The sequence below is a fragment of the Jannaschia sp. 2305UL9-9 genome (genome assembly GCF_041403465.1).
Lineage (GTDB): Bacteria > Pseudomonadota > Alphaproteobacteria > Rhodobacterales > Rhodobacteraceae > Jannaschia.
This window is the reverse complement of the sequence record NZ_JBGEHM010000004.1, coordinates 151,653-178,255: the sequence shown is the minus strand read 5'-3', so window position 1 is coordinate 178,255 and position 26,603 is coordinate 151,653. Positions and strand designations below refer to the sequence as shown.

General features: G+C 58.7%; 29 protein-coding genes and 1 tRNA gene. 20 read left to right on the top strand and 10 right to left on the bottom strand.

The features are described 5' to 3' along the window. Nucleotides 1–53: 53 nt before the first annotated feature. On the bottom strand, nt 54–530 hold the full coding sequence (locus V6N07_RS15880) for a fasciclin domain-containing protein (RefSeq protein ID WP_371157549.1): 477 nt from the start codon (nt 528–530) through the stop codon (nt 54–56). A gap of 230 nt (nt 531–760) precedes the next feature. Here V6N07_RS15880 and V6N07_RS15875 point away from each other — a divergent pair, with 230 nt between their 5' ends. Continuing rightward, a complete protein-coding gene (locus V6N07_RS15875) occupies nt 761–1,285 on the top strand; it encodes an ester cyclase (protein WP_371157547.1) in 525 nt (174 codons plus the stop codon). 130 nt (nt 1,286–1,415) lie between these two features. After that, on the top strand, nt 1,416–2,606 hold the full coding sequence (locus tag V6N07_RS15870; RefSeq protein WP_371157545.1) for a PLP-dependent aminotransferase family protein: 1,191 nt from the start codon (nt 1,416–1,418) through the stop codon (nt 2,604–2,606). Here the strand turns inward: V6N07_RS15870 and V6N07_RS15865 are convergent. Continuing rightward, on the bottom strand, nt 2,559–2,774 hold the full coding sequence (locus V6N07_RS15865) for a hypothetical protein (RefSeq protein WP_371157544.1): 216 nt from the start codon (nt 2,772–2,774) through the stop codon (nt 2,559–2,561). The genes V6N07_RS15870 and V6N07_RS15865 overlap by 48 nt on opposite strands. Nucleotides 2,775–2,868: 94 nt before the next feature. Here V6N07_RS15865 and V6N07_RS15860 point away from each other — a divergent pair, with 94 nt between their 5' ends. Next, nucleotides 2,869–3,144 (top strand): DUF2312 domain-containing protein, encoded by a 276-nt coding sequence (locus tag V6N07_RS15860; protein WP_371157542.1) that lies wholly within the window; start codon nt 2,869–2,871, stop codon nt 3,142–3,144. Between the two features lie 33 nt (nt 3,145–3,177). Here V6N07_RS15860 and V6N07_RS15855 read toward each other — a convergent pair whose 3' ends face one another. After that, nucleotides 3,178–4,044, bottom strand: coding sequence for a hypothetical protein (locus V6N07_RS15855; protein WP_371157541.1), 867 nt, complete (start codon nt 4,042–4,044; stop codon nt 3,178–3,180). 94 nt (nt 4,045–4,138) lie between these two features. Between V6N07_RS15855 and V6N07_RS15850 the strand changes: the two genes are divergently transcribed. The 3 genes from V6N07_RS15850 to V6N07_RS15840 all read left to right on the top strand — a co-directional run bounded on the left by V6N07_RS15850 (nt 4,139) and on the right by V6N07_RS15840 (nt 8,770). After that, a complete protein-coding gene (locus V6N07_RS15850) occupies nt 4,139–5,803 on the top strand; it encodes an ABC transporter permease (RefSeq protein ID WP_371157539.1) in 1,665 nt (554 codons plus the stop codon). A 7-nt stretch (nt 5,804–5,810) separates the two neighbouring features. Further along, a tRNA-Thr gene (locus tag V6N07_RS15845) sits at nt 5,811–5,886 on the top strand. Nucleotides 5,887–6,310: 424 nt separating this feature from the next. Continuing rightward, the gene (locus V6N07_RS15840; RefSeq protein WP_371157537.1) at nt 6,311–8,770 is read left to right on the top strand and encodes a hypothetical protein; all 2,460 of its coding nucleotides are present in this window, start codon (nt 6,311–6,313) and stop codon (nt 8,768–8,770) included. 171 nt (nt 8,771–8,941) lie between these two features. Here V6N07_RS15840 and V6N07_RS15835 read toward each other — a convergent pair whose 3' ends face one another. From V6N07_RS15835 to V6N07_RS15815, 5 genes are all read right to left on the bottom strand, one after another. Continuing rightward, on the bottom strand, nt 8,942–9,781 hold the full coding sequence (locus V6N07_RS15835) for a hypothetical protein (protein WP_371157535.1): 840 nt from the start codon (nt 9,779–9,781) through the stop codon (nt 8,942–8,944). A gap of 168 nt (nt 9,782–9,949) precedes the next feature. Continuing rightward, nucleotides 9,950–10,084: a hypothetical protein gene (locus V6N07_RS15830; protein ID WP_371157533.1), complete on the bottom strand. Its 135-nt coding sequence runs from the start codon at nt 10,082–10,084 to the stop codon at nt 9,950–9,952. A gap of 74 nt (nt 10,085–10,158) precedes the next feature. After that, nucleotides 10,159–10,455, bottom strand: coding sequence for a helix-turn-helix transcriptional regulator (locus V6N07_RS15825; RefSeq protein ID WP_371157532.1), 297 nt, complete (start codon nt 10,453–10,455; stop codon nt 10,159–10,161). 115 nt (nt 10,456–10,570) lie between these two features. After that, on the bottom strand, nt 10,571–11,299 hold the full coding sequence (locus tag V6N07_RS15820; protein WP_371157530.1) for a hypothetical protein: 729 nt from the start codon (nt 11,297–11,299) through the stop codon (nt 10,571–10,573). 16 nt (nt 11,300–11,315) lie between these two features. Further along, a complete protein-coding gene (locus tag V6N07_RS15815) occupies nt 11,316–12,497 on the bottom strand; it encodes a tyrosine-type recombinase/integrase (protein WP_371157528.1) in 1,182 nt (393 codons plus the stop codon). A gap of 324 nt (nt 12,498–12,821) precedes the next feature. Here V6N07_RS15815 and V6N07_RS15810 point away from each other — a divergent pair, with 324 nt between their 5' ends. From V6N07_RS15810 to V6N07_RS15785, 6 genes are all read left to right on the top strand, one after another. Continuing rightward, on the top strand, nt 12,822–14,174 hold the full coding sequence (locus V6N07_RS15810) for a tyrosine-type recombinase/integrase (RefSeq protein WP_371157526.1): 1,353 nt from the start codon (nt 12,822–12,824) through the stop codon (nt 14,172–14,174). 1 nt (nt 14,175) lies between these two features. Then, a complete protein-coding gene (locus tag V6N07_RS15805; protein ID WP_371157524.1) occupies nt 14,176–14,862 on the top strand; it encodes a hypothetical protein in 687 nt (228 codons plus the stop codon). A gap of 49 nt (nt 14,863–14,911) precedes the next feature. Continuing rightward, nucleotides 14,912–15,085, top strand: coding sequence for a hypothetical protein (locus V6N07_RS15800; protein ID WP_371157522.1), 174 nt, complete (start codon nt 14,912–14,914; stop codon nt 15,083–15,085). A gap of 284 nt (nt 15,086–15,369) precedes the next feature. Next, nucleotides 15,370–16,050 (top strand): recombinase family protein, encoded by a 681-nt coding sequence (locus V6N07_RS15795; protein WP_371157520.1) that lies wholly within the window; start codon nt 15,370–15,372, stop codon nt 16,048–16,050. Nucleotides 16,051–16,237: 187 nt separating this feature from the next. Continuing rightward, a complete protein-coding gene (locus tag V6N07_RS15790; RefSeq protein ID WP_371157518.1) occupies nt 16,238–17,185 on the top strand; it encodes a hypothetical protein in 948 nt (315 codons plus the stop codon). 163 nt (nt 17,186–17,348) lie between these two features. After that, a complete protein-coding gene (locus V6N07_RS15785; RefSeq protein ID WP_371157516.1) occupies nt 17,349–17,552 on the top strand; it encodes a hypothetical protein in 204 nt (67 codons plus the stop codon). Nucleotides 17,553–17,627: 75 nt separating this feature from the next. On the opposite strand, the gene V6N07_RS15780 is transcribed toward V6N07_RS15785, so the two are convergent. Continuing rightward, nucleotides 17,628–19,208: a DUF5677 domain-containing protein gene (locus V6N07_RS15780; RefSeq protein ID WP_371157514.1), complete on the bottom strand. Its 1,581-nt coding sequence runs from the start codon at nt 19,206–19,208 to the stop codon at nt 17,628–17,630. Between the two features lie 437 nt (nt 19,209–19,645). Here V6N07_RS15780 and V6N07_RS15775 point away from each other — a divergent pair, with 437 nt between their 5' ends. The 8 genes from V6N07_RS15775 (at nt 19,646) to V6N07_RS15740 (ending at nt 25,864) form a co-directional block, all read left to right on the top strand. Then, nucleotides 19,646–20,269 carry a hypothetical protein gene (locus tag V6N07_RS15775; protein WP_371157512.1) on the top strand — a complete coding sequence of 208 codons (624 nt, stop codon included), beginning with the start codon at nt 19,646–19,648 and terminating at the stop codon, nt 20,267–20,269. Then, nucleotides 20,266–20,925, top strand: a complete 660-nt coding sequence (locus V6N07_RS15770; RefSeq protein ID WP_371157510.1) for an ABC transporter ATP-binding protein — start codon at nt 20,266–20,268, stop codon at nt 20,923–20,925. The genes V6N07_RS15775 and V6N07_RS15770 overlap by 4 nt, the downstream gene beginning before the upstream one ends. Continuing rightward, the gene (locus tag V6N07_RS15765) at nt 20,922–22,079 is read left to right on the top strand and encodes an ABC transporter permease (protein ID WP_371157508.1); all 1,158 of its coding nucleotides are present in this window, start codon (nt 20,922–20,924) and stop codon (nt 22,077–22,079) included. The genes V6N07_RS15770 and V6N07_RS15765 overlap by 4 nt, the downstream gene beginning before the upstream one ends. Nucleotides 22,080–22,089: 10 nt before the next feature. Further along, on the top strand, nt 22,090–22,848 hold the full coding sequence (locus V6N07_RS15760) for a DUF4198 domain-containing protein (protein ID WP_371157506.1): 759 nt from the start codon (nt 22,090–22,092) through the stop codon (nt 22,846–22,848). Then, nucleotides 22,845–23,189 (top strand): hypothetical protein, encoded by a 345-nt coding sequence (locus V6N07_RS15755; RefSeq protein WP_371157504.1) that lies wholly within the window; start codon nt 22,845–22,847, stop codon nt 23,187–23,189. The genes V6N07_RS15760 and V6N07_RS15755 overlap by 4 nt, the downstream gene beginning before the upstream one ends. Then, nucleotides 23,189–24,067 (top strand): metal ABC transporter substrate-binding protein, encoded by an 879-nt coding sequence (locus V6N07_RS15750; protein WP_371157502.1) that lies wholly within the window; start codon nt 23,189–23,191, stop codon nt 24,065–24,067. Before V6N07_RS15755 ends, V6N07_RS15750 begins: the two co-directional genes overlap by 1 nt. Before the next feature lie 198 nt (nt 24,068–24,265). Further along, nucleotides 24,266–24,640, top strand: coding sequence for a response regulator (locus V6N07_RS15745; RefSeq protein ID WP_371157500.1), 375 nt, complete (start codon nt 24,266–24,268; stop codon nt 24,638–24,640). Between the two features lie 174 nt (nt 24,641–24,814). Then, entirely contained in the window at nt 24,815–25,864 is a 1,050-nt protein-coding gene (locus tag V6N07_RS15740) for an NAD(P)-dependent alcohol dehydrogenase (RefSeq protein ID WP_371157498.1), read from the top strand. Nucleotides 25,865–25,964: 100 nt separating this feature from the next. Here the strand turns inward: V6N07_RS15740 and V6N07_RS15735 are convergent, their stop codons facing one another. Then, nucleotides 25,965–26,534, bottom strand: a complete 570-nt coding sequence (locus V6N07_RS15735) for a L,D-transpeptidase (RefSeq protein WP_371157496.1) — start codon at nt 26,532–26,534, stop codon at nt 25,965–25,967. Nucleotides 26,535–26,603: the final 69 nt, after the last annotated feature.

The following is a 26,603-nucleotide window of genomic DNA, read 5'->3' as shown; positions in this document are numbered from 1 at the left end:
GTGTCGGGTGCGGGGGGCCGTGTCGGCCCCCCGCATGCTGTCTGCCGGTCCGGTTATGGCAGCAGGACGGCGTCGATGACGTGGATCACACCGTTCGAGGCTTCGATGTCGGCGGTGACGACATTCGCATCGTTGACCGTCACGCCACCTTCGGTTCCGATCGTCAGCGTGCCTTCGTTGACGGCGGAAGCTTCCATACCATCGCTGAGGTCGGTCGACATGACCTTACCGGCGACGACGTGATAGGTCAGGATGTTGACCAGCTGGTCCTTGTTCTCGGGCAGCAGCAGGCTTTCGACCGTGCCTTCGGGCAGGGCGGCAAAGGCGTCATCGGTCGGGGCAAAGACCGTCAGCGGGCCGTCGCCCTTCAGCGTTTCGACCAGGCCACCGGCCTCGGCCGCGGCCAGCAACGTCGAGAAGCTGCCTGCGGCGGCGGCGGTGTCGACGATATCCATCGAGTGACCGTCGGCGAAAGCCGGTGCGGCCAAGGCGGCGGATGCGGTCAGGGCGAGGAAGGTTCTGCGGATCATGTTCAATCTCCGAGTTTGTTGAGCGGCGTGTTTGCCGATGAGCGGGCATCTATGCTGCCGGAACGATCTGAAAAGTGGGGGATTTCCGCCTTCGCGGCAGCATGCCGCCTTGATCGCGGTGCATCGCCCGCTAAGCCGGGCCCCTTCGTTCCGACCACTGACAAAAACGTTATCGACGCGGCATTTTTCAAACGGTTCCACGAACCGGCAACACAACGCATGAGGGCAAAATGACCGGAGCACGACCAGAACAGGCCTATCTTTCGCGGGATACGGACATGTCCAAGACGGACGCCACGCGCGCTGTCATCGAGGGCATGGTCGATGGCCTGAACGATCACCGGATCGCCGATATCGGAGAGTTCTTCTCCGAAGGGTTCGGCTGGTACGGCAATCAGGGTTGCGGCACGAAGCGGGGCCTGCGGGAGTTTCAGGAAAACTGGCAGAAGCCGTTTCAGGCGGCGTTCGGCGACAAGGTCTGTATCGACGAGGCGCGTCTGTACATGGGCGAATGGGCGGCGGCCTTCGGGCGACAGGAGGCTACGCATCACGGCGTACTCATGGGCATCGAGCCGACCGGCAAACGCGTGGAGATCCGATACATGGATTTCTGGAAGGTCGTCGACGGCAAGATCGTCGACAACTGGGTCATGGTCGATTTTCCCCACGTGATGGCCCAGCTTGGCGTCGATGCATTCAACGGCGAAGGGTGGGAGGCTTTCGACAGGGGCGACCGGGTGCCGCCCGCCCCGTGAGAACTATTCGATCACATATCGCTCAGGTTTTGTAACTTTGCATCGCGCATCTTGACCGCAACTGGGTCAATATTGTTGACCCAGTTGCATGATGCAGTCCATTCCATATCAGCCGCGCCTGGCCACCCGCATGCAAGGTATCCAGGCATCCGAAATCCGCGAGCTTCTCAAGGTTGCCGATGCTCCGGGCGTCATCAGCTTCGGGGGCGGCATCCCCGACCCGACGCTTTTTCCGACCGAAAGCATGGCCGATGCAATGACGGCGATCCTGTCGGACCCGGTGCGCGGGCCGCAGGCCTTGCAATATTCCGTCAGCGAAGGGGATCCGGCCCTGCGCGCATGGATCGCGGCCCGCTCCACGGCAGAGGGGGCACCCTGTACGGCGGATAACGTCCTGATCACGGCCGGGGCGCAGCAGGGTCTCGATTTCCTGGGTCGCCTGCTGATCGACAGGGGGGACGCGATCCTGACGGAATGGCCGACGTACCTCGGGGCCCTGCAAGCCTTTGCCCCGAATGGCCCGCGCCCCGTCGAACTGGGCGGCGGGAACTGGATGGGGGAGGGGATCGGAGACGGGCCCGCGGCCTTTGCCTATGTCGTTCCCGATTTCGCGAACCCGACGGGGGCCACCATGCCGGAGACGGCACGCGATCACCTGTTGGCGGTGGCGCAGACGCATGATTTCCCGGTGATCGAGGACAATCCCTATGGCGCGCTCCGCTTCGAGGGGATCGCATCCGCCAGTCTTCTGGCGCGGGACATCGCCCGATGTGGTCATGTCGACAGCAGTCGCGTCATGCAGCTCGGGTCGTTTTCCAAGATCCTGTCGCCGGGATTGCGGGTGGGTTGGGTCATCGCGGCGCGGTCGGTGATCGATCGACTGGTCCTGATGAAGCAGGCATCCGATCTGAACGCGCCGCGCCTGAATCAGCTGGCAGCCCTCGCCCTGGTCGAGAACGGGCTGACGGCGCAGATAGACCGCGCGCGTGACAGCTATGGACGCAAACGTGATGCGATGTTGTCCGCCCTGTTGCGCCATATGCCGCCGGGCGTGTCGTGGAACAGGCCGGAGGGCGGAATGTTCCTGTGGCTGACGCTGCCGGATGGCACGGATACGACCGCCCTGCTGCCGCATGCGATCGAAGCCGGCGTTGCCTATGTGCCCGGTGCCGCGTTCTTTCCGAACCGCGATGTTACCAATTGTCTTAGATTGAGCTATTCCCTGCCAGCCATTCCGGAAATCGAGGAGGGCATTGCACGGTTGGGGCGCGTACTAGGTCAGCACCACGCCCAGAACGACCATCATCAGGCCGATGGATGACACGGCCAGAGCGCCGAGGTTCATGGCGACCAGCTTGCGCAGCCGTGACTCCATCTCGGCCCCTTCGAGGCCTTCGCGCTTGGCCCGCGCGGCGACCACGATACAATAGATCAGGCCTGCCAAGCCCAGCGCGGCCAGTCCTGCGCCAATCCATACCAAAGCTGCCATAGGATACCCCCTGTCGCGCGTTGCATCGCGCCGCGCCCGGCGCTACCCAAGGTGGCCTGAGGATACAAGAGCAGCAAGAACGGGAGACCCGCGCATGGTTGAGTTGAAGATGGTCGAAGATGGCCCCGCCGACACCTACAAGGTGACCGCCGATGAGCTGCGGCAGTTCATCGAACGGGTCGAACGGCTGGAACAGGAAAAGAAGGACATTGCGGAGCAGGTCAAGGAAGTCATGGCCGAGGCGAAGGGCCGCGGCTACGACACCAAGATCCTCCGCAAGATCATTGCCCTGCGCAAGCGCGAGGCGGATGATATCGCGGAAGAGGAAGCGATCCTCGACATGTACAAGGAAGCATTGGGCATGTCCTGACCCGGTGCCCTGACGGGGTGCCGAAGTCCCCCGTCAGGGCATCAGGAACGTGATGTCCCCGCGCATGCGGATGGCATGCAGGTCCTGTTCGTAAAGCGACGTCAGCATGGCGATCAGGTCCTGCGACCAACCGGGCAGGGATATCTCCTCGTCGATCTTAGACGGATCGACGTATTTTCCGAGGAATGCCGTGACGACCTTGCGCCACATGGTCAGGCTGGGCGTCGGATTGTCGCGCAGGTAGGTTTCGAGACGCTTGAAACCCGCCTCGGTCATGATCTCCTTCAGGATCATCTCATCTCCACCGTGTTCCAGGTCCACGTTGGATATGGCACGCAGGATGTCGGGCCAGATCAGGGGCAGATCTTCGTTGCACCAGACCGTCAGCGGAACATCGGGGCAGGCGGCGCGAATGCGGTCGATGACATCGGACCAACGCATCTGGGCGACGTCCTGACCCGCAATGAAGGTTTCGAAATCATCGACCGACGACGCGTCGAAGAGGGCGGGCACGAACGTCGCGGGGTTTCGGATGCCCAAGTAGAAGACGGCCCGATCCCCGGGGAACAGATCACGCAGGGCCGCGGTCTTCGCACCGGCGTCATCGTACATCGTGTCACCGGCCAGCACCTTGGCATATGCGCCAAGGAACCCTTCGTGGCTCAGGAAGATGCGATCGCCCGTGCCCCCGTTCATCAGATCCGCGGCAAGGCCCCTGCCACCGCCGGGCAGGAGGGAGTTCTTCTCCGCCATCAGGGCCTTGCGCAGCGCGGGCCGTGCAACCCCGGGCGGCGGCACCACGACCCCGCGTTCGCGCAGCAGCTTGGTGTCGCCTTGCAATGCACGCAGAATGCGATCCTCGTCCGTACAATGCGCGCCCAGATGAATGGCGATATCCAAAGGCTCGACCCCTCTGTCGTCTTTTGTTGTTTGCCTGACGATAGCCGGGGCCTGCTGGACAGGCAAACGGCAATGATCTAGGCGCAGTCGGAAGATGTCCGACGAAAACGCTCAACCATCCGTGCCGGCTTTCCGCCTGCGCGTCGATGTCTGGTCCGTGACCGCGGCCCTGATCGCTGCCGTCGTTCTTGTTCCGATCGTCGCTGTCTTCTGGCTTGCCGCCTTTCCGACCGAGAACATCTGGCCGCATCTACTCTCCACCACGCTGCCTCGTTACCTGTCGAACACGGTCGTTCTCATGCTTGGAACGGGGGTGTTGGCCTGTGTCGTCGGAACGGTGACCGCGTGGATCGTGGCGATGCATGACTTTCCGGGGCGACGCTGGCTTTCTTCGGCCCTGCTGTTGCCCTTGGCGATCCCCGCATACGTCGGGGCTTATGCGCTCGTCGATTTCCTCGAATACGCGGGGCCTGTTCAAACCGCGCTGAGGGCGTCCTTCGGCTGGGCCACGTCGCGGGATTACTGGTTCCCGGACATCCGGTCGATGCCTGCGGCGATCCTCGTGATCGGTCTGTCATTGTACCCGTATGTCTACCTGCTGGCCCGAACGGCCTTTTCCGAACAATCCGGTGCGGGGTTCGAAGTCGCCCGCGCCCTCGGGGCAGGGCCGTTCGCAAGGTTCTGGCGGGTTGGCATGCCCCTCGCACGCCCGGCAATCGCGGCGGGCACGGCGGTCGTGATGATGGAAGCCGTAAATGATTTCGGCGTCGTCGACTTTTTCGGCGTCCAGACGCTGACGACGGGTATCTTCTCGGTCTGGCTTTCGGGCGGGAACGCAGGGGGGGCGGCCCAGATCGCCTGTGTGATCCTCATCCTGATCGCGGGCCTCGTGTCGATCGAGCGCCGGTCCCGGCGCCGCCGGCGTTTCTGGCAGGCCCCGCGCGCCATGCGCCCGGTCAGCCGTAGCCGGCTCACGGGGGGGGCTGCGCTGTCGGCCATGCTGGTCTGCCTTGCCCCGGTGCTCGCGGGCTTTGCGTTCCCGGTCTCGGTCATGGGGTGGCACGCGGTGATGGAGGCGGACAACTGGCTGGCGCCCGGACTGGCCCGGGCCGTCGTCAATACCCTGTCCGTGGCGGGCATCGCGTCGATCCTGACCGTGGGTCTTGCGCTGGTGATGGTCTACGGTGTCCGCATGGCGGGCCGACGCATCCCGCAGCTTTTGCTGCCCGTGACCACGGTCGGCTACGCGGCGCCCGGTGCGGTCCTCGGGCTTGGCGTTCTGATCCCGCTCGCGGCGTTCGACAACCGGCTGGCCGACATGATCCTCGCGATCAGCGGCTGGGATCCCGGCCTGATCGTGACCGGCAGCGCGGGCGCATTGGTCCTCGCCTACATCGTGCGGTTCTTCGCGATCGGACAAGGCGCGGCTGACGCGGCGCTTGGCCGTATCCCCCCCTCCCTGCCGCTGGCCGCGCGTTCGCTGGGGCGCAGCCCCGCGGCAACCTTGCGGGCGATACACCTGCCGTTGATGCGGGGATCCATCGCGATGGCCCTGCTTCTGGTGTTCGTCGATGCGGTCAAGGAACTGCCTGCGACACTGCTCCTCAGACCCTTCGGTTTCGATACCCTGGCGACCCGCGTGCATGATCAGGCGTCCCTCGAACGCCTGTCCGAGGCCGCGCCCGCGGCTTTGGTAATTACTGCCGTCGGATTGCTCGCCGTCCTCTTGCTCGCACGCGCAGAGGTCGTTAGGAGGTAGCGTGAGTGCCCCTATAGCTCAGCTGGTAGAGCAACTGATTTGTAATCAGTAGGTCCGCGGTTCGAGTCCGTGTGGGGGCACCATTTTTAGCCGTATTTTCAATATCTTGCGTCGTTTGAGTTGGTGTTCTGTCACGCTAACAGAGGGGCTTGGAAGCAGTACGGAAGCATTACAAATGTGGCCGTATAGCAACGTTTGCCGCTGGTTCGATTGATTGGCGCTGTGGCAACTCCTGGCGGATTCCGGGCATTCGCTGCGCCTTTGGCCAACGGCTGGTTTATCGGCAGCGGAAGCGACTGTATCGCTCCGATTCTTGAAGTTCAGGTTCACACGCCGGAGTTCGTTCGATGGCGACAAGGCCCCACTAACCAAAGGGGAGGTGATCGCAGTGCCACTTTAGGTTGCACATGCCACTACGATCAGCTTGATTGGTCTAGTTGATAGTGGGATTAATGTCTCCTCGAAGATCTAATATTACCTTACTCGTACGCACGCCTTGGTGGGATAATGGAAAGAAATCTGAAAAAACTTTGCACGAATCTTGCTGATTGCGACGCAAATGAAGCCCAGACCCGTCATGAGGTTATTGACACAATCTTGCATGATATCCTTGCTTGGCCTAGAGCTTTGACAAAGGTAGAGGAGTACATTGCTCCTGGTTATTCTGACTATATCCTTAAAAAGCAAAACGGCGACTTTCTTTTCTTCGTCGAAGCTAAAAGAGCTGGCAAGCAGTTCACATTGCCTTTTCCACATAAGTCAGGCGAAACACACTGCTATATGCCAATCAAGACGCTTCTCACGGATGAAACTATCTGTTCGGCAATGAAACAAGTTCGTGAATACTGTATGGATACAGGCTGCGAGTATGGAGCAATTACAAACGGCAGTGAGTGGGTGTGCTTTAAATGCTTCGAAAAGGGGAAGCGATGGGATCAACTAAAAGCCCTTGTCATCCGTGGACCTCAATTTTTCGTAGATGATGAGATCAAAGCGAAGAACACGTTCTCGTACATCGCCATAACTGAACACTCGTCCCTTTCTACGAACTTGGCGAGCGCGCCGCCTAAAGACCGGCAGGTATACATTGCCAAGGATCGCATTGCTGCACATTCCCACCCGATCACTTCAAATCGACTTGCGACAGCGTTACGTCCTATTGCCAACAATAACTTTGGCGTCATCGACGATGACCAAATCGAGCTAATGGATCGATGCTATGTGGCAGATCGTGGCTTTACGCAGGTCTTGAGCGGGATGCGTTCAATAATCAAAGACTCCCTTACACCTTACTTTGAGGAGTATGGCGTTGAGCAGTTGGAGGACACCGGAAAAGGTGGCGCGATTGGTGGCCGTCTCACAAAAAATATCAAGAATCTAAGAGGTGGAGAGGTTCTAATCCTATTTGGCGGCAAAGGCGCAGGAAAGTCGACGTTTATTCGTCGTCTTCTTCGGCACACTCCGCCCAAGTGGTTGAAAGACAATTCAGTTGCAGCGGTTGTCGACCTATTGGAGGTGCCGGAGGACAGGGATAAGGTCTATTCTGAGATTTGGCGTCGCTTGGTTGCTGATCTCGACACCGAGAATCTTTTAAAGTCCTCTCGCGACATACTTCTTAGAGATCTTTTTCAAGATCGCTTCTCCATCGCCTCAAAGCAAGAATTATCAGGGCTGTCGACCGCAGGTGAACTGTACAATGATCGACTCAATAGCTTGGTATCAGAATGGAAGCGTGATCATGAGTACTGCGCGAAGCGTCTTGCACTCAAATGCACCGAAAATGGTAAAGGTGTGATTGTTGTTATCGACAACACAGACCAGTACGGTGGCGAAATTCAAGATTACTGCTTCACTACTGCACAAGAAATATCTCGCAGTCTGTCGTGCGTAACCATTATTTCGATGCGTGAGGAACGCTTTCACAATTCCAAAATTCATGGCGTGCTTGATGCATTCCAGAACTCCGGATTTCATCTGAGCTCTCCGAAGCCTTCAACAGTTTTTCTAAAGCGGCTTGAGTACACTATCGAAATTTTGAAAAACCCTGACCGCAGAATAGAATTGACCTACATTACCGATGATGCCTTGATTCAAGATTGCTGTACCTACCTCAGCATTGTGGCGGATGGCATAAGAAACTCACACTCTCCGCTAAATAACTTTCTCACTGCTTGCGGGCATGGTGATATCCGCCTTACTCTTGATCTATTCCGATCTTTTCTCTTGTCAGGGTACACAAATGTTCAGGAGATGTTGGATGCTGGGCGTTGGATTTTCCAAATACACCAAGTGATTAAACCGGTTATGGTCCCGTCGCGGTACTTTTACGATGAACAGCTTAGCGACATCCCAAATATATTTCAGTCGAGAGATAGCCGTCTGTCGTCACACTTTACAAGCCTCAGGATTTTGCGCCGCCTGTCAAAGAACATTGGTGCTGGGTCTTCCGAATTTGTCGCCATGGCTGAGCTTCGCGCATATTTTTCTGAAAAATTCAGGATGGTCTCTGACTTCAACCTTTGCCTAGATATTCTTCTACGCCATGGCTTCGTCGAAGCGAACAATAGACTCGATTACTTTGACGAAAGTGTCGACCGCGTCAGGGTGACTAATTACGGCATCTATATGTTGACAGACTTGGCTTTTACTTTCACATATCTTGATCTTGTCTGCATCGACTGTAACTATTTTGATGAAGAGGCGTGCAACAGCATAATTGGGCTGGCGAACGAAGAATACAGGCTGTTTTCGGACAGGAAAAGAACAGAAAGGGTGCATGTACGCTTGAGGAGAGCCGAAGCATTTCTGAAATATCTCCAGAAGGAAGAGCAGCGAGAGATAGAAATCTTCGACCTGAATATTCCCAAAGGAGAAAGTTTTGGGGAAAAATTATCTGCCTTGTTTGAGGAGGAAAAGCGCCGGGTCTTGGCCAGCGCAGAAAAGCAGCGATATACTCGGCGAAACTGACTGTAAATTTCAGGTTCTGTTTCGGTAGATCGAAACCTTTTCCAAGATGAGATAAGTATACAGTCTTTGATTGTAGCATCTCTATCAGTTCGTGCATATTTGCTTTAGTGAAGCTGTATTGCGGCGTCACGAACACCAATAAATATCGGCTTTGGGCCAGATGCGACCCGGCTAGCTGAGACCGTTGAACCGATCTGCCGCCTGCTGCATCCGTTGTCCAAGCGACTTTGGATGACGCTTTGAAATTGACAGCAACCGCTCAGGTAGCCAGTGAAGGAACTGACCAAACTCTGATCTCGGCTTGGCGTGTAGCACGGCGTAGCTGACAGCAAGGCCGAGCATCTGTTTTTCGATGACCTCGCAGCGTCTGTCGCGCGTTATCAACCGATAGTCAGCCGAGGCCAGAACGGGAACGCTCTGCTCAACACAGCGAACCATCTCCGCCAACGCCCCGGACCACATCGGATGCGTCGGCCAACGCGCTCGGTTGCTGTCAGCGGTCGGAACGCAATAGCGGATATCTTCCATTGCGGCTTGCAGCATCAGCGGCAGCGCGTGGGACAGGTCCGCCCAAGTGCGTACATGCCAACGGTTCGACAAGTAATCCTTGCCCGCGCGGGCCTCTATCCGCCAGACGCGGGAGACGCTCGGGTCATCCATGTTCAGGGACGGAAGGCCGCGCCGCTCAAGAGTCTTGTTCCAGACGACCGGCCACTCTCGCTTGCCTCTCGCCAGGACCTCTTCGCGCTTGTCGTAAAGGATCACCTGCCGCCCTGGCATCTTGCCGATGGTCACGGATGTCAGACGGCCCGACACGCCGTTGGTTTCGATAAGCTCCGCTATGGCCTTCTTGCCGGTTCGGGAATGCATGACGAAGCAATTGTCGTGGGGCACGAAGTCAGGGTCGAGGATATCAACGGCGACATCGACGCGACTGATACTTACAATGATCGGACGACTGTCACCTGAGAATAAACGAGCAAGGCGTTCAACCCTTGTGCGCCAGCCCAACAATCCATGGCAAAGCAGGGCTGCGGACTTTGCGGAAAGCCGTGCGCCCCAGGGAACATGCTTGTTTGGTCGCTTGAGAAACCAAACTTCGCCGTCCGGCCCCGTGTCGAGCCGATAGGCGTATCCGCCGCGCGCGCCAGTCGGATGAACTGTGAAGCGGATGCCTTTCTAGTCTCCACCGACGGGCCCGTCAATATCAGCTGCTTTGCCCTTAAGTTCGGCGAGCAGCGCGTCGAATTCGTCCGCAATGTTGAGCTCGAGTGCGAGGTCGAGACCGTCAAATCCGGAATAAAGGATGATCATTTTCAGGGTCTTTCGTTGGTGTGTGTATATCTAGAGGGGGGTGCTACAAGGACCCCCCTCTCGGCTCCGGGGCGTCAGTCGGGCCGCGCGCCCGCGCAAGCGCGGGCATCACGTCCCGCCTGCCGCCCGTCGCCGCAAACGAGGCGCTGCGCCTCCGTCGTGTGCTTCACCCGCCTGCTAGCGATCCAGCTTTGCACTTCGGCGTAGCGGTAACGGACGGATTGCCCGAGCTTGTAGAAGGCCGGACCTTGGCCAGTGACGCGCCATTTCTGAAGGGTACGCACAGACTGGCACACGAGGTCAGCGACCTGCACCTCTGTCAGCATCTGGTTTGGGTCGATCTGGGGTTCTTGGCCGACGAGGCGCATCATCTCCACTCCGCTAGGTTGCGATGTGGGGACGCTAAGAAACTGCTGACGTCTGGTCTCGCCGAAACGCTGGGAGAGTTTTCGCTATATGAGGGCTACAACTCTCCCAGCTGCGCCGCTAGTCGCGCCATTCTCCGCCGTTGCGAATGCGGATCACGTCTTTCATCTCACGTTCGATATCGGACGGACGGATCGACGGATCGAGAACGCGGTAAGCGTAGAGAGATAGAACGGCAGCTTCCGAAATCGGTTCGCCGCCGTTGTGGAACTGGCGAGTAAAGCGACGGCCCACGTCCTCCTCCCAAACCCGCGCAATCTCACGGAGCCAAAGCGACAAGTCGCGGTTTGGTTTCGGCCCGCGAGGTTCCGACCATCGAACGGCCCCGAATTCTACAATTGTCGAGAGGTCGCGGAGGACTGTCTTCAATTCGTGCAAATCGTAGGAGCAGCGTCGATCGGGATCCGATGGGTCGTATTTCAGTGTCAGGAACACATCAGCTCGCCAGTCATCATCTAAGAAGCTTAGGTTCGCGCTATCTTCATGGCCTTCGTAGTAAGAGTAGCAGCTCTCAAGCCGTCGCCAGCTGTCCAAATCAATGTTCTTTAGCGAGCTGATTGTTGTCGCGAGTGCCGAGAAGAGCTTCCCGAACTCTTTTGTTTCAGCGGCTGATAAGCGGCCCAACGCTAGCCTTTGAAATTCCCAGTTCTTCGCCGCGCGCCGCAAACCGGTGTTCAGCGCGGCGCTTTCTGCGTCTGTCAGGGCCAGCGTCTCCCGAAGCCGCGCGAAATCCGCCTTATCATATGGCTCGAAGTTCTGTACCGCGATTTCCCGTGGGTCAAAGTTCATGACGTCGGTCCCTATTTCACCACGCGCAGGAACCTCTCTGTGCAGAAGCTGTCCCAAGCGTCGCGACGATTGCAGCGGCGTTGGCCTCGGCAGCATCCCGAACCGGATCGTCCGCTAGGTGCGCATAGCGCATCGTCGTCTGCATCTGTGTATGTCCCAGCAATCGGCCCACCATCTGTATCGGCATCCCACCTGATACTGCGATGGAGGCATAGGTATGACGGAGATCGTGAATCCGCACGTCGTCCAATCCAGCGTTCGCGCGGAGTCTCTGCCACGGGTGTTGAAGGTCCGTGACGTGGGTGTCGGTAAACTTGCCTTCGATCACGAAAGGGTTGCCTGCCGTGCGCGGCTTTGCGGCAAGCAGATCACGGGCCGCAGCGGGCAGGGGGATGCAGCGCCGTCCCGTCTTCGTATCTGGTAGCTCCATCCCGCGCTCCGTGATCCACTCCCAACGGAGCGTCTGGATTTCTGACAAGCGGCAGCCCGTCAGCAGGAGGAGCCGGAACGCGGCAACCGCATGGGGACTTTCCAAGCCATCCCGTTCGGCGTTTCGCAGGACGTCCCCGAGCCGCTGGATTTCGTCCTGGCTCAGATACCGCTCTCGCCGGTTCTCCTTATACTTGGGAATATGGCGGCACGGGTTGGTCCCATCATCCCGCAGCCCCCACATTTCGGCCAGGTTGAACATCTTCGACAGGACAGCCAGCATCCGGTTGGCTTGGATCGGCGTCCCGCGAAAACGGTAGTGGAGGTTTGCCACGTCCTTGCGGTGCACATCGCTGACACGGAATGTCCCAAGGACCGGCTTGATCATGCGGCGGATGGAGCTTCGATAGTCGCGGGCGGTCGCAGGCTTGCACCGTTCGGCGACGTGGACTTCAAGGAAACGGTCGCAGAGGTCCGCGACAGTCGGCGCCAGCCGAGACAGGGCGATCTCTTCAATCGGGTCGGCACCCATCGCCGCCTGTCCCAGCATCTCCCGCGCCTTAGCCCGCGCTTGATCCACCGTCAGGACACCGTGCTGCCCTAGCGCATTCCGACGGGTGCGCGCGCCGTGGCGATACTGGACCTGATACGTCCGCATCCCGGTCGGTGCCACTCGGACCCCAAACCCGATCACGACGCTATCCCAAACGAAGTAATCCTTAGCCTTGGGCTTGAGGCTATAAACGAAGCGTTTGGTCAGCTTTGGCATGGCGTGGCCCTCCCGGTTCAGAGCCTCCGGTTTGGAAGCGCATAGGAAGCTCCCGGAAGCAAATCGGGGAGAAACCGGTAGGAGGGAAGCGCAGCGGTCGTCAATATTTCCGAAGCAAATACAGTAATTTAGAGTAGGGCAGGGTAGCCTGGCGAATTGAACGGATCGCGGTTTGTAATCAGTAGGTCCGCGGTTCGAGTCCGTGTGGGGGCACCACAAAAACCACCCTAACGTATTGACCAACAAGGTATATTTGTTAGGGATGTGACCTATTGCATACACGCCTGCATACACAAAGCAGGTTCGAACATGTGGAATGTCACAGTGAAATACGTCACCGCAGACCCAAGAAACGGCAACCTGACCTACCGCAGACGCGTCCCCAAGGCGTTACGGCAACGGGTCGGCAGGTCCGAGTTCATTAAGGTTCTAGGCAAGACAGAGGTAGAAGCGTTGCTGACCTATGGCCCCTACCATCGCCACGTTGAACACCTGATTGCACTATCAAAGGGTGGCGTCACGGGGTTGTCTCCAGCGGAACAGCGCGACCGACTCACAGCGTTGCTTACAGAACGTGGTGCAGACCCTTACAGTGCTGGGCTGGACGATAACGAGCGGACGTGGCGAGGTGAGGCCGCAGAACAGCTTGTGAGCTGCTATCAAGATCACGACACAGGCGACTACCTAAATGTGCCAGAGGAGACCGAGAAGGTCGCTACAGCCCTTCTACAAGGCGTCCCCAACGGCCCGATTGAACCGACCATCACAGATGCTTTCAAATTCTACCTCGAAGAGAAGGGCAAGCACTTGCCCGAACAGCGTAGGGAACAAGAAGCCCGGCTGGCAAGGGCAGAGAAGCGGTTGATTGCAGCAGTTGGGTCCGACAAGCAAATATCACAGATCACCAGAGCGGACGCCCGCCGTTGGAGGGACACTCGTAAAGAAGGCAAAGTGAAGACCAGCACCATCAGGCGCGAGAAAAACGACATCAGCGCGGTCATATCCCTTGCCATCAGCGAACTGGACGCTGGGGGCGACAACCCCTTTCGTCACCTCAAACTGGACAAAGAGATTGGCAACCGTAGCCAGAAGCGCAGCTCACGACCAATAGAAGTTATCGAAGGCGTCTACGGCAGCTTTGAAAAGAAGCTGGACCTCTTGCAGATTTGGACGCTGTTGGACTTTACAGGTGCGCGACCCTCCGAGATCAGGATGCTCAAGGTATCCGAGGTCAAGCTGGACCATCCAGTGCCTCATATCGTCTTGCAGGAGCGCGTTGACCGTACCCTAAAGACTGGTTGGTCGGAACGTACCGTCCCCCTTGTGGGTGACGCCCTGAGGGTTGCCAAGGAAATGATCAGAGGTCGCAATGATCCAGACTCCTACGTCTTTACTCGGTTCATCGAAAGCCGTGGCCTTGATCGGCTATCACAGGCACTTACAAAACGGGTCCGCAAGTTCACCAAAGACCCCAAACATGTCCCCTACAGCCTGCGGCACAACATGAAAGACCGTATGCAGGCCGCAGAGGTGTTTAACGGCACCCAGAAGGCCATTGAAGGCCACGCGCCGGGGGCTGGGCAGGATGCCTCTTACGGTGGGCCTGTGTCCCTTGAACAGAAGCGAGACGGATTGTTGAAAGCACTTTCAGGATATGAGGCAAAGACCCGTGGTTAGAATGAACATTAAAGGATTGAGCAGAGCCGATGCCGCCATCCCCACAGAGTTTGATGGGGTAACATACAGGTCTAAAACGGAAGCTCGGTGGGCGGTATTCTTCAACAGGTTAGGGGTGAAGTTCGCCTATGAGGAAAGGGTTTTCGAGCTGCCGGACGGACGCATCTATACCCCCGACTTTTTTGTGAAGGACTTCAATGCAATCATTGAGGTTAAGCCCAATGACGAGGCGATAGTCCTGGACGAAGCCGACAAAATAGTTGCCGTCCATCACCAGCATAAAACGTTCAAAACTTGGCTGGCAATCGGACCACCGGACAAGACCGAAAGTAACATCATTGACCTTTCGATTGTGGATAGGTGGGAAGGAATGATGGGAGAAAAACTGATGACTTTGGGGCAACTAAAAATTGAAGACTTTTGGAAAGCAGCCGCGATACGTTCCCAAATTTCAGAAGACCGCCGCGACCCATTCGTTTACTGGCTCAGCGGACCTGAGCAAAACCCCTACGGCTACGCAATAGGTGGGCCGGGTAAATCAACTGACCATTTTCGTGCCCCCGTCGTTCATTGGAACGTGCAAGAGGCATACAGGATTGCACAGAAGGCGTTTAAAGGAAAAGCGGCTGGACCAAAGCCTTGGGACGGGGACATCGAAGAAACGACACGACAGTATCTCAGTCAGTGATTTGTGGGCGTCAGGGCGTAGAAAACAACAAACCAACGGGAAACCTCAAATGGAAAACAACATCTTTCAACTTGCCACTATGTTGCATGGGGCCTCTGGTCGATTTCTCAAGAGTTTCGTGGATGATAGCACGTCCGCAGAACAAACGGCAGCACTCTGGAATGACTTGGATACAGTCATGCTGGAACTGCGAAGAGAGGTCGCAAAAGTCGTTGGCGATTGACCTTATTTCTGAGAGTTATTTGGGGTCAGATTTCTGAGAGAGCATATCGCTATATTGCTGACAGCGATTTCCCCCATACGCCCCACTCAGGAGATATCCGCCAAAGGTGCGGAACAGTGAATTGCTAGAAGCGGGGGCATTTGAACGTTAGCAGTCACAAGCAGGCGGGTCGGATCGAACAGAAAGCCGTGGGTATCCGTGTAGGTATACCGTGACGGACACTCAAAAAGATACTCGAAAGGGCGTTCATGCGGGTTGAGCTGAGTCCACGGACATGCACGACGATGGACATTACATTGACGGACACAGGAATAATCATGAACCAAAGCGCAAACAGGACCGTACTGTATGCCCGCGTATCGACAGCCGAACAGAACATAGACCACCAGAAAACACAGGCAGAGGCCGCAGGGTTCACCATTGATGATGTGGTTGCAGACCTAGGAACATCAGGGATCAGCACCACCCTTGCGGAACGCCCAGAGGGGCGCAGGTTGGCCGACATGTTGCGCCGTGGGGATACTCTTGTGGTGCGGTGGGTGGACCGCTTGGGCCTCAACTATCAAGACGTGACGGACACAATCAGGATGTTCATGCGGCAAGGTGTTGTCGTGCGGACAGTTATCAACAACATGACATTTGACGGGGCCACCACAGACCCGATGCAGGAAGCTGTAAGGGACGCGCTGATTGCTTTCATGGTCGCAACGGCACAAGCACAAGCAGAGGCCACCAAAGAAGCCCAGAAGGCTGGCATAGACGCTGCCAAGAGTAACGGTGCCAAGTATCGGGGCGGCAAGCCTAGCTATGATCGCAAGACCTTCCAGCGGGTCGTGGATAGGTTAGCCACAGAAGGAAACGTGTCGGCCATTGCCAGAGGTGAAGGCCTGACCAGACAGACAGTGCTGCGGATACGGGACCGCCAAGCCGATTGTGAAGCCGCTCTAACAAAGTGGGGCATGTGATGCACCGAGGGACCGCAAGAGAGGCCGCTGGAAGGGCGGGAATGATTTGGGGCGTGTATTCCCCTATCTGTTTTAGTTGGCGTCCAATGGCGCTTACAGAGTCTCTCAGGGGCTACGTTTGAAGGTTGCCCTCTAGCCCCCCAGAAACGCCAGACCTACACCCGAACCGCTACTAGAAGGCCAGACCATGAATGAACCAAAGAAGACCTACGAAGAGGCGATGGCGGGGCTTTACCAAGAGTTCGAGAACGGCGCAGACCCCAAGCCCAAGACGCCCCGCAAACTAAAACTAGGCGTGCTTGAGGCGGTCCCAGAGGTGTTTCAGGTTCGCCATGGTTTAGTCAGCATGACCCGCTTTGGGCAACAGGTGGGCGAATTGTTTAAACGCATCCGGCAAGGCAAGGAGCTGGATTTCATGACTGTCTGGTGGTCAGGGGAACGGTGGATCGTGATTGAAGGCCACCACCGACTGACTGCTTACCGCGAACACGCACGCGAAACGAAAACCCCTCAAGGGCAATACAGGGTTGCCGTGGCGGTGTTCAAAGGAACCCCTAAAGAGGCCGAGAAGAAAGCCGGAGACGACAACACCAAAGCCCGCAATCAAATGACCAGTGCCGAGATACAGGAATGGACATGGCGATTGCTGGTGACGGGGACAGAAACAAGCCCCACTGCCCTTGTCGATCTTACATCGGTATCGCGGCAACAGGTCTATCGAATGGTGGATGCTATCAAGACCTTGAAGCAAGGCGGCATGGCCATCGAAGAGATGATGGAACTGGGCTGGTGGCGGTGTCGGACGCGAAGCCAAGAAGTGCCAGCAAACGAGGAAGACCCGAAAGACGGCCTGAGTGAAGCCTTCAAGGCCCGCCGAGAGAAAACCGCAAAGAGGTTCTTTGCTGCTCTCGAAGTGGAGTTTGGCCCAACATGGCTGAAACAGGTTGATGCCTTGGCATACGGACTTGCGACCCAGCACCCCCAGTTTGCAAAGATGCTTCTGGACAGCGAACATCTATGGCCCCTCACACAAGAACTGCAAAGGGAAGCCGCCGAAGAGGATACCGAGAGTGACGCACAGATGGCCGACATTGTGGAGCGCAACAGTAGGATCAAAGACAGCTCAGCGTTTTGACACAGTGTAACATCCATAGGAGTGTAACATGTTACACCCGCATCGACCCCTTGCAGCGGAATTCATTGCGTGATTTACCCTTTAAGCATAGGGCATTGCACACAGGTGCAAAGATTTCACTTATGCAAAGAATCTGTGGAAAAAGCATAGGAAGGAATGACCCATGCACTTTGACATTTACTACCGCAAAAACCTCAAGCGCGAACCTTGGGCATGGATCGACTACACCCGACCCCGCGACTTTTGGGTTAACATCTTTGGTCTTGTGATGCTCTTTGACTGGCGCAAGCGAATGCCATCGGAACCCAGCCCATTTGACGGGACTGTTTTCGGCAAAAACCGTCCGCTTGGAAAATCGGCAAAGTAATCAGCGAGGGCCAGCACTGGGTAGCTTGCTGGTCCGCTCATAAGACGCTTTTGTCACTCCACCGCTTTGACGGGATCACTCCCCAGTTCTTTCATCAGAGTAGAGAGAGTTCAAAGCATCAACGATGTGGTCCAAGGCTCTGTCAGACGTGACGCTGACACCTGAAAACTCATCAAACTTTCTGAAAGTCTTGTCTAAGTATTTAGTCGCCAGATAGAGCCAATGCGGATCGGGCTCAAATTCCGCTAGTGTTCCTATCCAATGCTGACGGTGGCTTGGGTTATTGCAAAATGTCGCGTTGAACTGACCAACGTGCGCCCAACTCGAATGAACCGCATTACTAAATGGCTGATAAACATAGTTGTAAAAATCTAAGCAGCCAGCCTCCTCAGCCATCCTTCGAGTATTCGACCCAGCCCAGTTACCCAAATTGACCTCTATGAACTGATCCATCCTCTGTGCATCAAGCCAAGCCTTTTGCATTTTGACCATTTCAGCCAACTCATCGGCGTCATGCTTATCCGGCTCTTCTTCGATAGCCTTTTCACGGTGTGCAATCTCAAGCTTAACAGCCCCAAGTCCGTGCTCAATAAACTGTTTCGAGCGGGTGGGGGCATCTCCAGAAATCCACGCGAGGGTAATGAAAACATCTCCCATACTACGCAGAATTGTGGGGGCTGTATTCGGCGTCCAAATGGCGGGAGCATTGGCTATTTCCAAGGTTATGACCACCTGCCTTGCAAGCAATGCGCCAATAACTTCGTGTGGTTCAATATCTGCCAAATCCGGCTTCCAAGCATCCAAACGGTCAGACAACTCCTTTTTGGCTTTATTCCTAAGGCCAGTCACCAACTGGTCAAACGGATCATCGGACACATCCTCATACTCGAACCCGTAGCGATTTACGCAACTTCCAATCATTCCGATTTCTCTCCAAAATATATTTAGCCATTCATCATGCGTCGATGGTGCTCCCTCATACCCAAATTGCCCAAAGTTTGCAGGTGCGCCTGCCCTAAAGCCCCCTGCCGCAGACTTAGACGCCTCAGTGTTAGGATAAGCGTCAATCGCTTCTAAATCGGCAATCGTTTTATCCAATAGCTCTCTGGGCATCATAAGCCTCCCTTGAGAGATCGCCGTATATGTCGCCACCGCTGCACTCAGGACAGACTCCCTGCTAAAGCGGTCATAAAGAGCCTTCAACTGACTATTGATATTCGGATGGACCTCCTTTTCTAAAAGAGCTTGATCACCTTCCTCGAACAAGAACGCCAGCGGATGACTTGGACAAACTCTATGAAGTGGATAAAGGGCTCTTTTTATTTTGCTGGCCTCGGAGAAGCTGAGCTGAGCGACAATTTTTTCCTTTTGATCAATGGTCAATTCAAGAAAGGCGGAAAATCGGCAGAAGGAAGGGGTCGCGTCGTCGGGTACAGTTCTCTCGGCAAGATTGCATAACGATGCGACCAGACTTGCGCCTCCCTTTAGCCCATACCTTTGAACCAGTAGGCTAATCCAAATTGCCTCAGGGCTTATGTCCCGCGCCCAACTGAATGGGCTGTAAGTATCACCCATTGCCGCAAGAAAAGGGGGTACGAGCTTTCTTCTTTTGCGGACATGGTTGCCAAGTACCGCCGAACTTTTCTTCTTTTTCATGAACATTCCGCCACGCTAACCTAAATTGAGTTTAGCGTGGGAGAGTGGCGAGTAACACCGTGATCACCGATTGTGTGGTCCCATTCGTTCAAACTGAACGTGCATACACAAATCCCTACACAAACCCGAAAGGACCGTGTAAGAAGCCTTTGAAAACAAGGCGATGTGTGCTGTGGGTAGCCCGTGTGGGGGCACCATTTTTGTTCATTGCCAAGATGAACTCCGGAAAAAGCATGGCGCTCGCCCGTGCGCCGCTTGATTTGTCACGCTCTTCCTTTTGCGCCCTCACCGATCGACAGCGCTGATTGGGGGCGTCTCTGTTTCCTTCCCATGGAGCCGTTCCATTGCGAGGAAGGCGATCAGGCTGGTTGGTGCTATTGTCCGGGGGCGACAAGTCGGCCGTTGTGGCTTCGGAAGGAATCGTTAGGGTCCGGGATATGAAACTGGACGACTCCTCCGTGCCTGCAAATCCGTCACCGAAAACGCCTGTCCTGGCGGTCGCGGCGGCCGTCGCATGCATCATCGGGGTGGTGGGTATCTGGTATCTCAGGCCTGACGCTCCGCAGGTTCTTCCGGCTCCGGGCCTGTCGGCGCCGGTGGATGCCGCAGGGCTGCAGAGCCAGGGGTTTCCCGTCACCGTCGCTGTCCTTTCAGCAGTGTACGAGGCGTTCGCCCTGACGGACGAGGCTGCAATCTACGATGGCCTTGCCACTGTCGCGGCGGGCGGCGCGCTGGAATCGCTGTACCTCGAAAGGGCGGGGGCGCTGGCCACCGGGGGGCTGCCCGATCAGGTCGTGCATGAGCTGAGCCTGACGGAAGGGGCATGGCGACTGGCCGACAACCGCATGACCGCCGATATCCGCTGGGCCGTCCTGGGCGAGGTGGGGCATGCGGAGCATACCCACATGCGGGGCAACGCCTATGGTGCCGAGCTGACGATTGCGCCTGCCGACGGGGCGTGGCGCCTCGTGGAGTTCGAGCTGACGGATGTCGATCGGACCGAGGCGGGCACCCTGACGACATTTGCCGACGACGCGGCATCGGAAAGCGCCCAGGAATGATCGCGGTGCGGGATCTGCGATTTGCCTATTCCGGCGGGTTCTCGCTGGATGTGCCCGTCCTTGATATCGACGGGGGGGAACGGGTCGCCGTCATCGGTCCGTCAGGTTCGGGCAAGACGACGCTTCTGAACCTCGTGTCGGGCATCAAGGTGCCGGAGGCCGGGAGTGTTTCGCTGGACGGGCAGGACATCTCCATCCTGCCGGACCGGTCGCGGCGTCGGGTCAGGGCGGCGACGATCGGGTTCGTCTTTCAGGAATTCGCCCTGGTCGACTATCTGACGGCCGAAGGAAACGTCCTCTATCCCTACCGGATCGGCGCGGGCCTGCGTCTCGACCAGGCGGCCCGGAACCGCGCCCGTGACCTGTTGTCGAGGTTCGGTCTTGGTGAAAAAATGCAGCGGCGTCCAGCGCAGCTCAGCCAGGGGGAACGGCAGCGTGTTGCCATCGCCCGCGCTCTGGTGACGCGGCCCAAGGTCATCCTTGCGGACGAAGCCACGGGCAACCTCGATCCGGCGAACAAGGCCGCGGCCCTCGACCTCCTGTTCGACCAGGCGGCCGAAACCGGGGCGGCCCTGTTGTGCGTGACGCACGATCATGAACTCTTGCCACGGTTCGACCGGGTCATCGATTTTGCAGACCTGAGAACACCCGCATGAATGCCCTCTATCTTGCCTTGGCCAACCTGCGGTTTCACTGGGCTCGCACGCTTATCCTCGTGGTGGCGGCGGCCCTCGTGATGGCCGTGCCTGTTCTGACCCGTGCCCTGCTGGCGCAGGGTGAGGCGTCGCTGACCGCCCGGGCCGAGGCGACGCCGCTTCTGCTCGGCACGCGGGGCAGCCGCCTCGACCTCGTGATGGCGGGGGCCTATTTCACCGATGATCTGCCGGAACCGACCACGATGGCCACGTCCGAGGCGATCTGGGACGGTGGCCTCGGTATTCCGGTCCCGCTGCATACGGCCTTCACGGCGGACGGCAATCGTATCGTGGGGACGACGCTGGACTACTTCGATCTGCGCGACCTTGCGCCGGTAGAGGGCCGGCCCTTCGCCCTTTTGGGCGAGGCTGTCCTGGGGGCCGCAGTGGCGGCGCGGCTTGACGCATCCATAGGCGACACGGTCCTGTCGGACCCTGAAAATCTGTTCGATCTTGATGGAGCCTATCCGCTCGAAATGACGATCGCGGGCATCCTTGGTCCGACCGGCACGCCGGACGATGATGCGATCTTTGTCGACATAAAGACGGCATGGGTCATTCAGGGCATCGGCCACGGCCACGACGACATCATCGCCGAGGGAGAGGACATGGCCGCCGCCGCAGCGCGCGTGGTGCAGTTCGCCCGGATCACCGAAGACAATATCGACAGCTTCCATTTCCACGGCGCCCCGGCGGGATACCCGGTAACCGCCGTCATGGTCGCGCCCTATGACGCACGATCCGCGACGATCCTGCGGGGACGCTATCTCGATGCCGAGGGGCCGGTTCAAGCGGTCGTGCCCGCGGACGTGATCGATGCCCTCGTCGCGCGTCTGCTGCGCATTGCATCACTGATCGACGCGGTGACCGTGGTGGTCGGTGTCGCGGCCGGGCTTGCGCTGGGGCTTGCGCTGTTCCTGTCATGGCGCCTGCGCGCGCCGGAGATGCGCACGGCATTCGCGCTCGGGGCAGGGCGGGGCACGATCGCGCGGCTGGCATTGGCCGAGGTCGCACTCGTTCTTGTCGGCGCGGCATTGCTTGCCCTGCCACTTGTCATTGCCTTGCAATCTCAGGCGCCTACCATTGCATCACGGCTCATCGCCCTTGGTTCCTGAAGGAGTTTTCATGACACGTCTCGCCATCCTTGCCTTGCTCGCTGCAACACCTGCTGCGGCGCACTACGGAATGATCATCCCCTCCGATCCGATGATTTCACAGGAAGATGGCCGGTCAGTCGATCTGACGATCTCCTTTTCGCACCCCTTCGAAGAAGACGGCATGATCCTCGAGCGTCCGCAGGCGTTCAGCGTCACCCATGAGGGCGAGGCGACCGACCTTCTGGGCGATCTGTCCGAGGCGACGGTGATGGACGAGCCGGGTTACACCCTGACATATGGTCTGGATCGTCCCGGCACCCATGTGTTCGCCATGACGCCCGTGCCCTACTGGGAGCCCGCCGAGGACGCCTTCATCCAGCATTTCACCAAGACCTACGTTTCCGCCTATGGCGACGATGAAGGGTGGGATGCGGAACTGGGTCTGCGCACGGAGATCGTGCCCCTGACCAAGCCTTTCGGCCTTTGGGCGGGCAACGTCTTTCAGGGCATCGTGCACCTCGACGGTGCCCCGGTGCCCTTCGCCGAGGTCGAGGTCGAGTTCTACAACAAGGGTCAGCAGACCAGCGCGCCGTCCGACCTTATGATCACCCAGACCGTCAAGGCTGACGGGAACGGTGTCTTTACCTATGCCGCACCCAGTGCGGGCTGGTGGGGGTTTGCCGCCCTGAACACCGCGCCCGAAACGATGGATTATGAAGGCGAAGACAAGGCCGTCGAACTGGGCGCCGTGATCTGGGTGCGTTTCGAGGAGTGGATCACCCGATGATCCGCACCTGCCTTGCAGCCATTCTGACGCTGGCCCTATCGGGGCCGGCGCTTGCCCATCGGGTGAACGTCTTTGCCTCGGTCGAGGCAACGGATGCAGGGGACGTGGTTGTCGTCGAGGCCAAGTTTTCGACGGGCCGCATCCCCACGCTCGGCGAAGTCCGGGTCGAGGATGCGGACGGCAACCTGATCGGAACCCATGCGTTGCAGGACGACGGGACGGCGCGCTTTCCCCTGGACCCGGTTGCGGCATCGGGGGGCATGGCCATTACGGTCACGACGGATGATGACCACGAAGGATACTGGATCCTGACCCCGACCGATATCGCGGGGGGCTCGTGATGCGGTTGCGCACGCTCCTCGTGGCCATCGGCCTGTGCGCCGGGCCCGTATCCGCACAGGATCTGCCCGTGATCGTGGCGGACAGCTATCCGATGGCCTTTCTCGCAGAAACACTGGTCGGCGACGCAGCAGAGGTCCGGCTGGTCGTTCCCGAAGGCCGCGATCCCGCGTCATGGCGACCGACCCTTGCCGATATCGTGGAGATTCAGGCCGCCGACCTTATCGTGCTGAACGGATCGGGCCTGACCGATTGGTCGACACGTGCCGCCCTGCCACGGTCGCGCACGGTGGATACGGGCCGCGGTCTGGAAAGCGATCTGATCGCCACCGACACGATCACCCACAGCCACGGTCAGGAAGGCAGCCATAGCCATGAGGGCGTCGCGCCCAGCACATGGCTCGACCTTGGTCTTGCCATCCGTCAGGCAGAGGTGCTGGCCCGTGCGATGACGCGCGCCTTGCCCAACGCCCCGGTCGCGGACAATCTGACGCGTCTCAGCGATGACCTGCGGGAGTTGGATGCGATGGGCGATGCGCTTGTCGACGGGGCGGCCATCCCGGTGATCACGTCGCATCCCCGCTACGAATACCTCGGTCGCGCCTACGGTCTGCAGGTGACGTCGCTGGACTGGACGGCGGGCGACGTGCCCGATGCGTCGCAATTGGCGACCCTTCGGACCTTTGCCGAAGAGACGGGCGCAGAGGTCCTGATCTGGGAGGTAGCGCCCCCGCCCGAGGCCCGCGCATCCGTCGAGGCCCTTGGCCTTGCCCAAGCCGTCATCCCGCCCATGTCGACGAAGCCGGACACCGGCGATTTTCTGACGGGTCTGCGCGCAGGACTCGCTGATCTGGCCGAGGCCCTCGATACTGTCGATTAGTCGAGGATTGGGGCAGGGGCGTCGTTTGCGCCGGCCGGTTCAAGTCGTAGTCAGCCGCGATTGCAATCCGGGCGAAACAGTCCGGGCAGGCGCGGCCGGCTTTTGTTACCCCAAGGTGTCGGACACGCCGCATGGGCGGCAGGTGCGACGTCTGCTATCCTCTATCCTTGACCGGTATCGCGGATATTTGCAGGCTGGATGAACTTGAAAACGACCCGCGCAATTCTGGTGCTGGAAGACGAAGCCATCATTGCGATGGACATCGCGCTGACGCTGGAAGATGCAGGGTTTGGCCAGATCGTGGTCTGCGGCACGTCGGACGACGCCCATGCCTGCATCGACGCGGGCGCCCCTCGTCTGGCGATTGTCGATCTGAACCTTCAAAAGGGTCAGACCAGCCTGTCCGTGACCGCACGCCTTGCCGATCTGGGCATTCCCTTCATCGTGCTGAGCGGAGAGTCCGAGGTCGAGCGGCATGCATCGGGTATGCCGTCCGTCGTTCCCCGCATTGCCAAGCCGTTCAAGGGTGCAGATCTGATTGCAATGGTGGGCCGCATCCTTGACGGCGCCTGACGCCCGCAAGGCATCACGACGCCCGTGCGTGCCCGGCGCGCGCCGTTTCCCGGGGCCGCCCAATACGCACCGATCGCCCGTGAGCATTTGCCAGCCACTTGTGCGAATGCCCCGTGACGGCGGCGCTTAGATCTGGGAACGTGGGGCAGTCCTGCCTCCAACCTTGGTGTCCCCATGAAAGCACTCGTTCTCGAACATGTCGGAGCGTTGTCCCTGCGCGATATTCCCCTGGACGCGCAGGAGGCGAATCTGGCGCCCGATGACGTGCGCATCAAGATCCATACCGTCGGCATCTGCGGGTCTGACGTGCATTACTATACCCATGGCCGCATAGGCCCGTTCGTCGTGGATGCCCCGATGATCCTCGGGCACGAAGCTGCCGGTACGGTGATCGAGGTCGGATCCGCCGTGACGCATCTGTCGGTCGGTGACCGGGTATGCATGGAACCGGGGATCCCGGACCCGACGTCCAAGGCGACGCGTCTGGGGTTGTACAATGTCGATCCGGCGGTCCGGTTCTGGGCGACGCCCCCGGTCCATGGCGTGCTGCGCCCCACCTGTACCCACCCGGCGGCCTTCACCTTCAAGTTGCCCGACAACGTCAGCTTTGCCGAAGGCGCCATGATAGAACCGCTGGCGGTCGGTGTGCACGCCGCGACCAAGGCGCGTATCCGGCCGGGGGATATTGCGGTGGTTCTGGGGGCTGGCCCCATCGGTCTCGTCACCGCTCTGGCCGCGATCGCAGCCGGCTGCGCCCGCGTCTACGTGACGGATATCGTCGATCAGAAACTGGCAATCGCCGGCGCGCTGCATTCCGCGATCACGCCCGTGAACGTCGCGACCGAGGCCATCGCCAAGCGGGTGTCCGACGATACCGAAGGTTGGGGTGCGGATGTGGTGTTCGAGGCGACCGGATCGCCCCGTGCCGCGCAGGGCATATTCGAGCCGCTGTGCCCCGGTGGCTGTGTCGTCCTCATCGGGGGGCAGTCGGAGCCGATCCTCTATGACGCGGGCGCTGCAATGGTGCGCGAGGCGCGGGTCGAGAACATCTTCCGGTATGCCCACGTATTTCCCCGCTGCCTCGCGATGCTGGCCTCGGGCGCGATAGACGTCAAACCCCTGATCACGCGGACGTTCGATTTCGACCGATCGATCGAGGCGTTCGACCTTGCGGCATCCGCTCCGCCGTCAGAGGTCAAGATACAGATCGTTCTGCCGCAATAGGCGACTCTCTGTTCTCCGGAGTATAAAGAAGAAGGCCGCCCCATTCGAGGGGCGGCCCATCCTGACTTCTGCTGCAAGGCCCCGTGATCGGGGCCCGGGATCAAGCCTGCTTGGCGTGCAGTACGACGCGCGACTTCATCGGCACCCGGTTGTACAGGTCGACGGCCTGATCATTCACGAGGCGAGCGCAGCCATTCGAAACCGCGGACCCGATGGTGCCGGGGGCATTGGTTCCGTGAATGCGCAGATAGGTATCGCCGCGGCCGGGTTCGAACAGGTAAAGCGCCCGCGCGCCGAGGGGGTTGTTCGGACCACCGGGCATGCCATCCTCGTATTGCTTGTAGGCGGCCGGGTCACGTTCGATCATGTCGGGGGTCGGGGTCCAGCTGGGCCATTCCTTCTTGGCGCCCACGAAGAATTCGCCCGCTTCGTACAGACCCGGACGCCCGACGCCGACCATGTAGCGGATCGCGCGCGCACCGGGCAGCGTCCAGTACAACATGAAGCTGTCGGGAATGACGTGGATCTCGTTCGGCGCGATCTCGGGCCGGATACGAACTTCGACGGGCATCATCGACGGGGGCAGGGTTTGCGCGCCGGCTGGCTCCACGGCGGCAAGGCCTATCAAGCTTACGGCGGCACCACCCAAAATCACTTCGCGTCTCTGCATCTCATCGCTCCTTCGCATCACGTCGAACCCGCGGGGTCAGACGCGGTCATGTCGGTTCTAGAACAGGAA

What these genes read in the sequence shown, in the direction of transcription:
- V6N07_RS15735 (WP_371157496.1), bottom strand. Translation starts at nt 26,534, where the DNA reads ATGCAGAGACGCGAAGTGATTTTGGGTGGTGCCGCCGTAAGCTTGATA.
- V6N07_RS15815 (WP_371157528.1), bottom strand. Translation starts at nt 12,497, where the DNA reads ATGCCAAAGCTGACCAAACGCTTCGTTTATAGCCTCAAGCCCAAGGCT.
- V6N07_RS15750 (WP_371157502.1), top strand. Translation starts at nt 23,189, where the DNA reads ATGCGGTTGCGCACGCTCCTCGTGGCCATCGGCCTGTGCGCCGGGCCC.
- V6N07_RS15770 (WP_371157510.1), top strand. Translation starts at nt 20,266, where the DNA reads ATGATCGCGGTGCGGGATCTGCGATTTGCCTATTCCGGCGGGTTCTCG.
- V6N07_RS15875 (WP_371157547.1), top strand. Translation starts at nt 761, where the DNA reads ATGACCGGAGCACGACCAGAACAGGCCTATCTTTCGCGGGATACGGAC.
- V6N07_RS15880 (WP_371157549.1), bottom strand. Translation starts at nt 530, where the DNA reads ATGATCCGCAGAACCTTCCTCGCCCTGACCGCATCCGCCGCCTTGGCC.
- V6N07_RS15865 (WP_371157544.1), bottom strand. Translation starts at nt 2,774, where the DNA reads ATGGCAGCTTTGGTATGGATTGGCGCAGGACTGGCCGCGCTGGGCTTG.
- V6N07_RS15870 (WP_371157545.1), top strand. Translation starts at nt 1,416, where the DNA reads ATGCAAGGTATCCAGGCATCCGAAATCCGCGAGCTTCTCAAGGTTGCC.
- V6N07_RS15850 (WP_371157539.1), top strand. Translation starts at nt 4,139, where the DNA reads ATGTCCGACGAAAACGCTCAACCATCCGTGCCGGCTTTCCGCCTGCGC.
- V6N07_RS15795 (WP_371157520.1), top strand. Translation starts at nt 15,370, where the DNA reads ATGGACATTACATTGACGGACACAGGAATAATCATGAACCAAAGCGCA.
- V6N07_RS15840 (WP_371157537.1), top strand. Translation starts at nt 6,311, where the DNA reads ATGGAAAGAAATCTGAAAAAACTTTGCACGAATCTTGCTGATTGCGAC.
- V6N07_RS15860 (WP_371157542.1), top strand. Translation starts at nt 2,869, where the DNA reads ATGGTTGAGTTGAAGATGGTCGAAGATGGCCCCGCCGACACCTACAAG.
- V6N07_RS15785 (WP_371157516.1), top strand. Translation starts at nt 17,349, where the DNA reads ATGCACTTTGACATTTACTACCGCAAAAACCTCAAGCGCGAACCTTGG.
- V6N07_RS15820 (WP_371157530.1), bottom strand. Translation starts at nt 11,299, where the DNA reads ATGAACTTTGACCCACGGGAAATCGCGGTACAGAACTTCGAGCCATAT.
- V6N07_RS15825 (WP_371157532.1), bottom strand. Translation starts at nt 10,455, where the DNA reads ATGATGCGCCTCGTCGGCCAAGAACCCCAGATCGACCCAAACCAGATG.
- V6N07_RS15745 (WP_371157500.1), top strand. Translation starts at nt 24,266, where the DNA reads ATGAACTTGAAAACGACCCGCGCAATTCTGGTGCTGGAAGACGAAGCC.
- V6N07_RS15780 (WP_371157514.1), bottom strand. Translation starts at nt 19,208, where the DNA reads ATGAAAAAGAAGAAAAGTTCGGCGGTACTTGGCAACCATGTCCGCAAA.
- V6N07_RS15765 (WP_371157508.1), top strand. Translation starts at nt 20,922, where the DNA reads ATGAATGCCCTCTATCTTGCCTTGGCCAACCTGCGGTTTCACTGGGCT.
- V6N07_RS15740 (WP_371157498.1), top strand. Translation starts at nt 24,815, where the DNA reads ATGAAAGCACTCGTTCTCGAACATGTCGGAGCGTTGTCCCTGCGCGAT.
- V6N07_RS15755 (WP_371157504.1), top strand. Translation starts at nt 22,845, where the DNA reads ATGATCCGCACCTGCCTTGCAGCCATTCTGACGCTGGCCCTATCGGGG.
- V6N07_RS15760 (WP_371157506.1), top strand. Translation starts at nt 22,090, where the DNA reads ATGACACGTCTCGCCATCCTTGCCTTGCTCGCTGCAACACCTGCTGCG.
- V6N07_RS15805 (WP_371157524.1), top strand. Translation starts at nt 14,176, where the DNA reads ATGAACATTAAAGGATTGAGCAGAGCCGATGCCGCCATCCCCACAGAG.
- V6N07_RS15830 (WP_371157533.1), bottom strand. Translation starts at nt 10,084, where the DNA reads ATGATCATCCTTTATTCCGGATTTGACGGTCTCGACCTCGCACTCGAG.
- V6N07_RS15800 (WP_371157522.1), top strand. Translation starts at nt 14,912, where the DNA reads ATGGAAAACAACATCTTTCAACTTGCCACTATGTTGCATGGGGCCTCT.
- V6N07_RS15790 (WP_371157518.1), top strand. Translation starts at nt 16,238, where the DNA reads ATGAATGAACCAAAGAAGACCTACGAAGAGGCGATGGCGGGGCTTTAC.
- V6N07_RS15775 (WP_371157512.1), top strand. Translation starts at nt 19,646, where the DNA reads ATGAAACTGGACGACTCCTCCGTGCCTGCAAATCCGTCACCGAAAACG.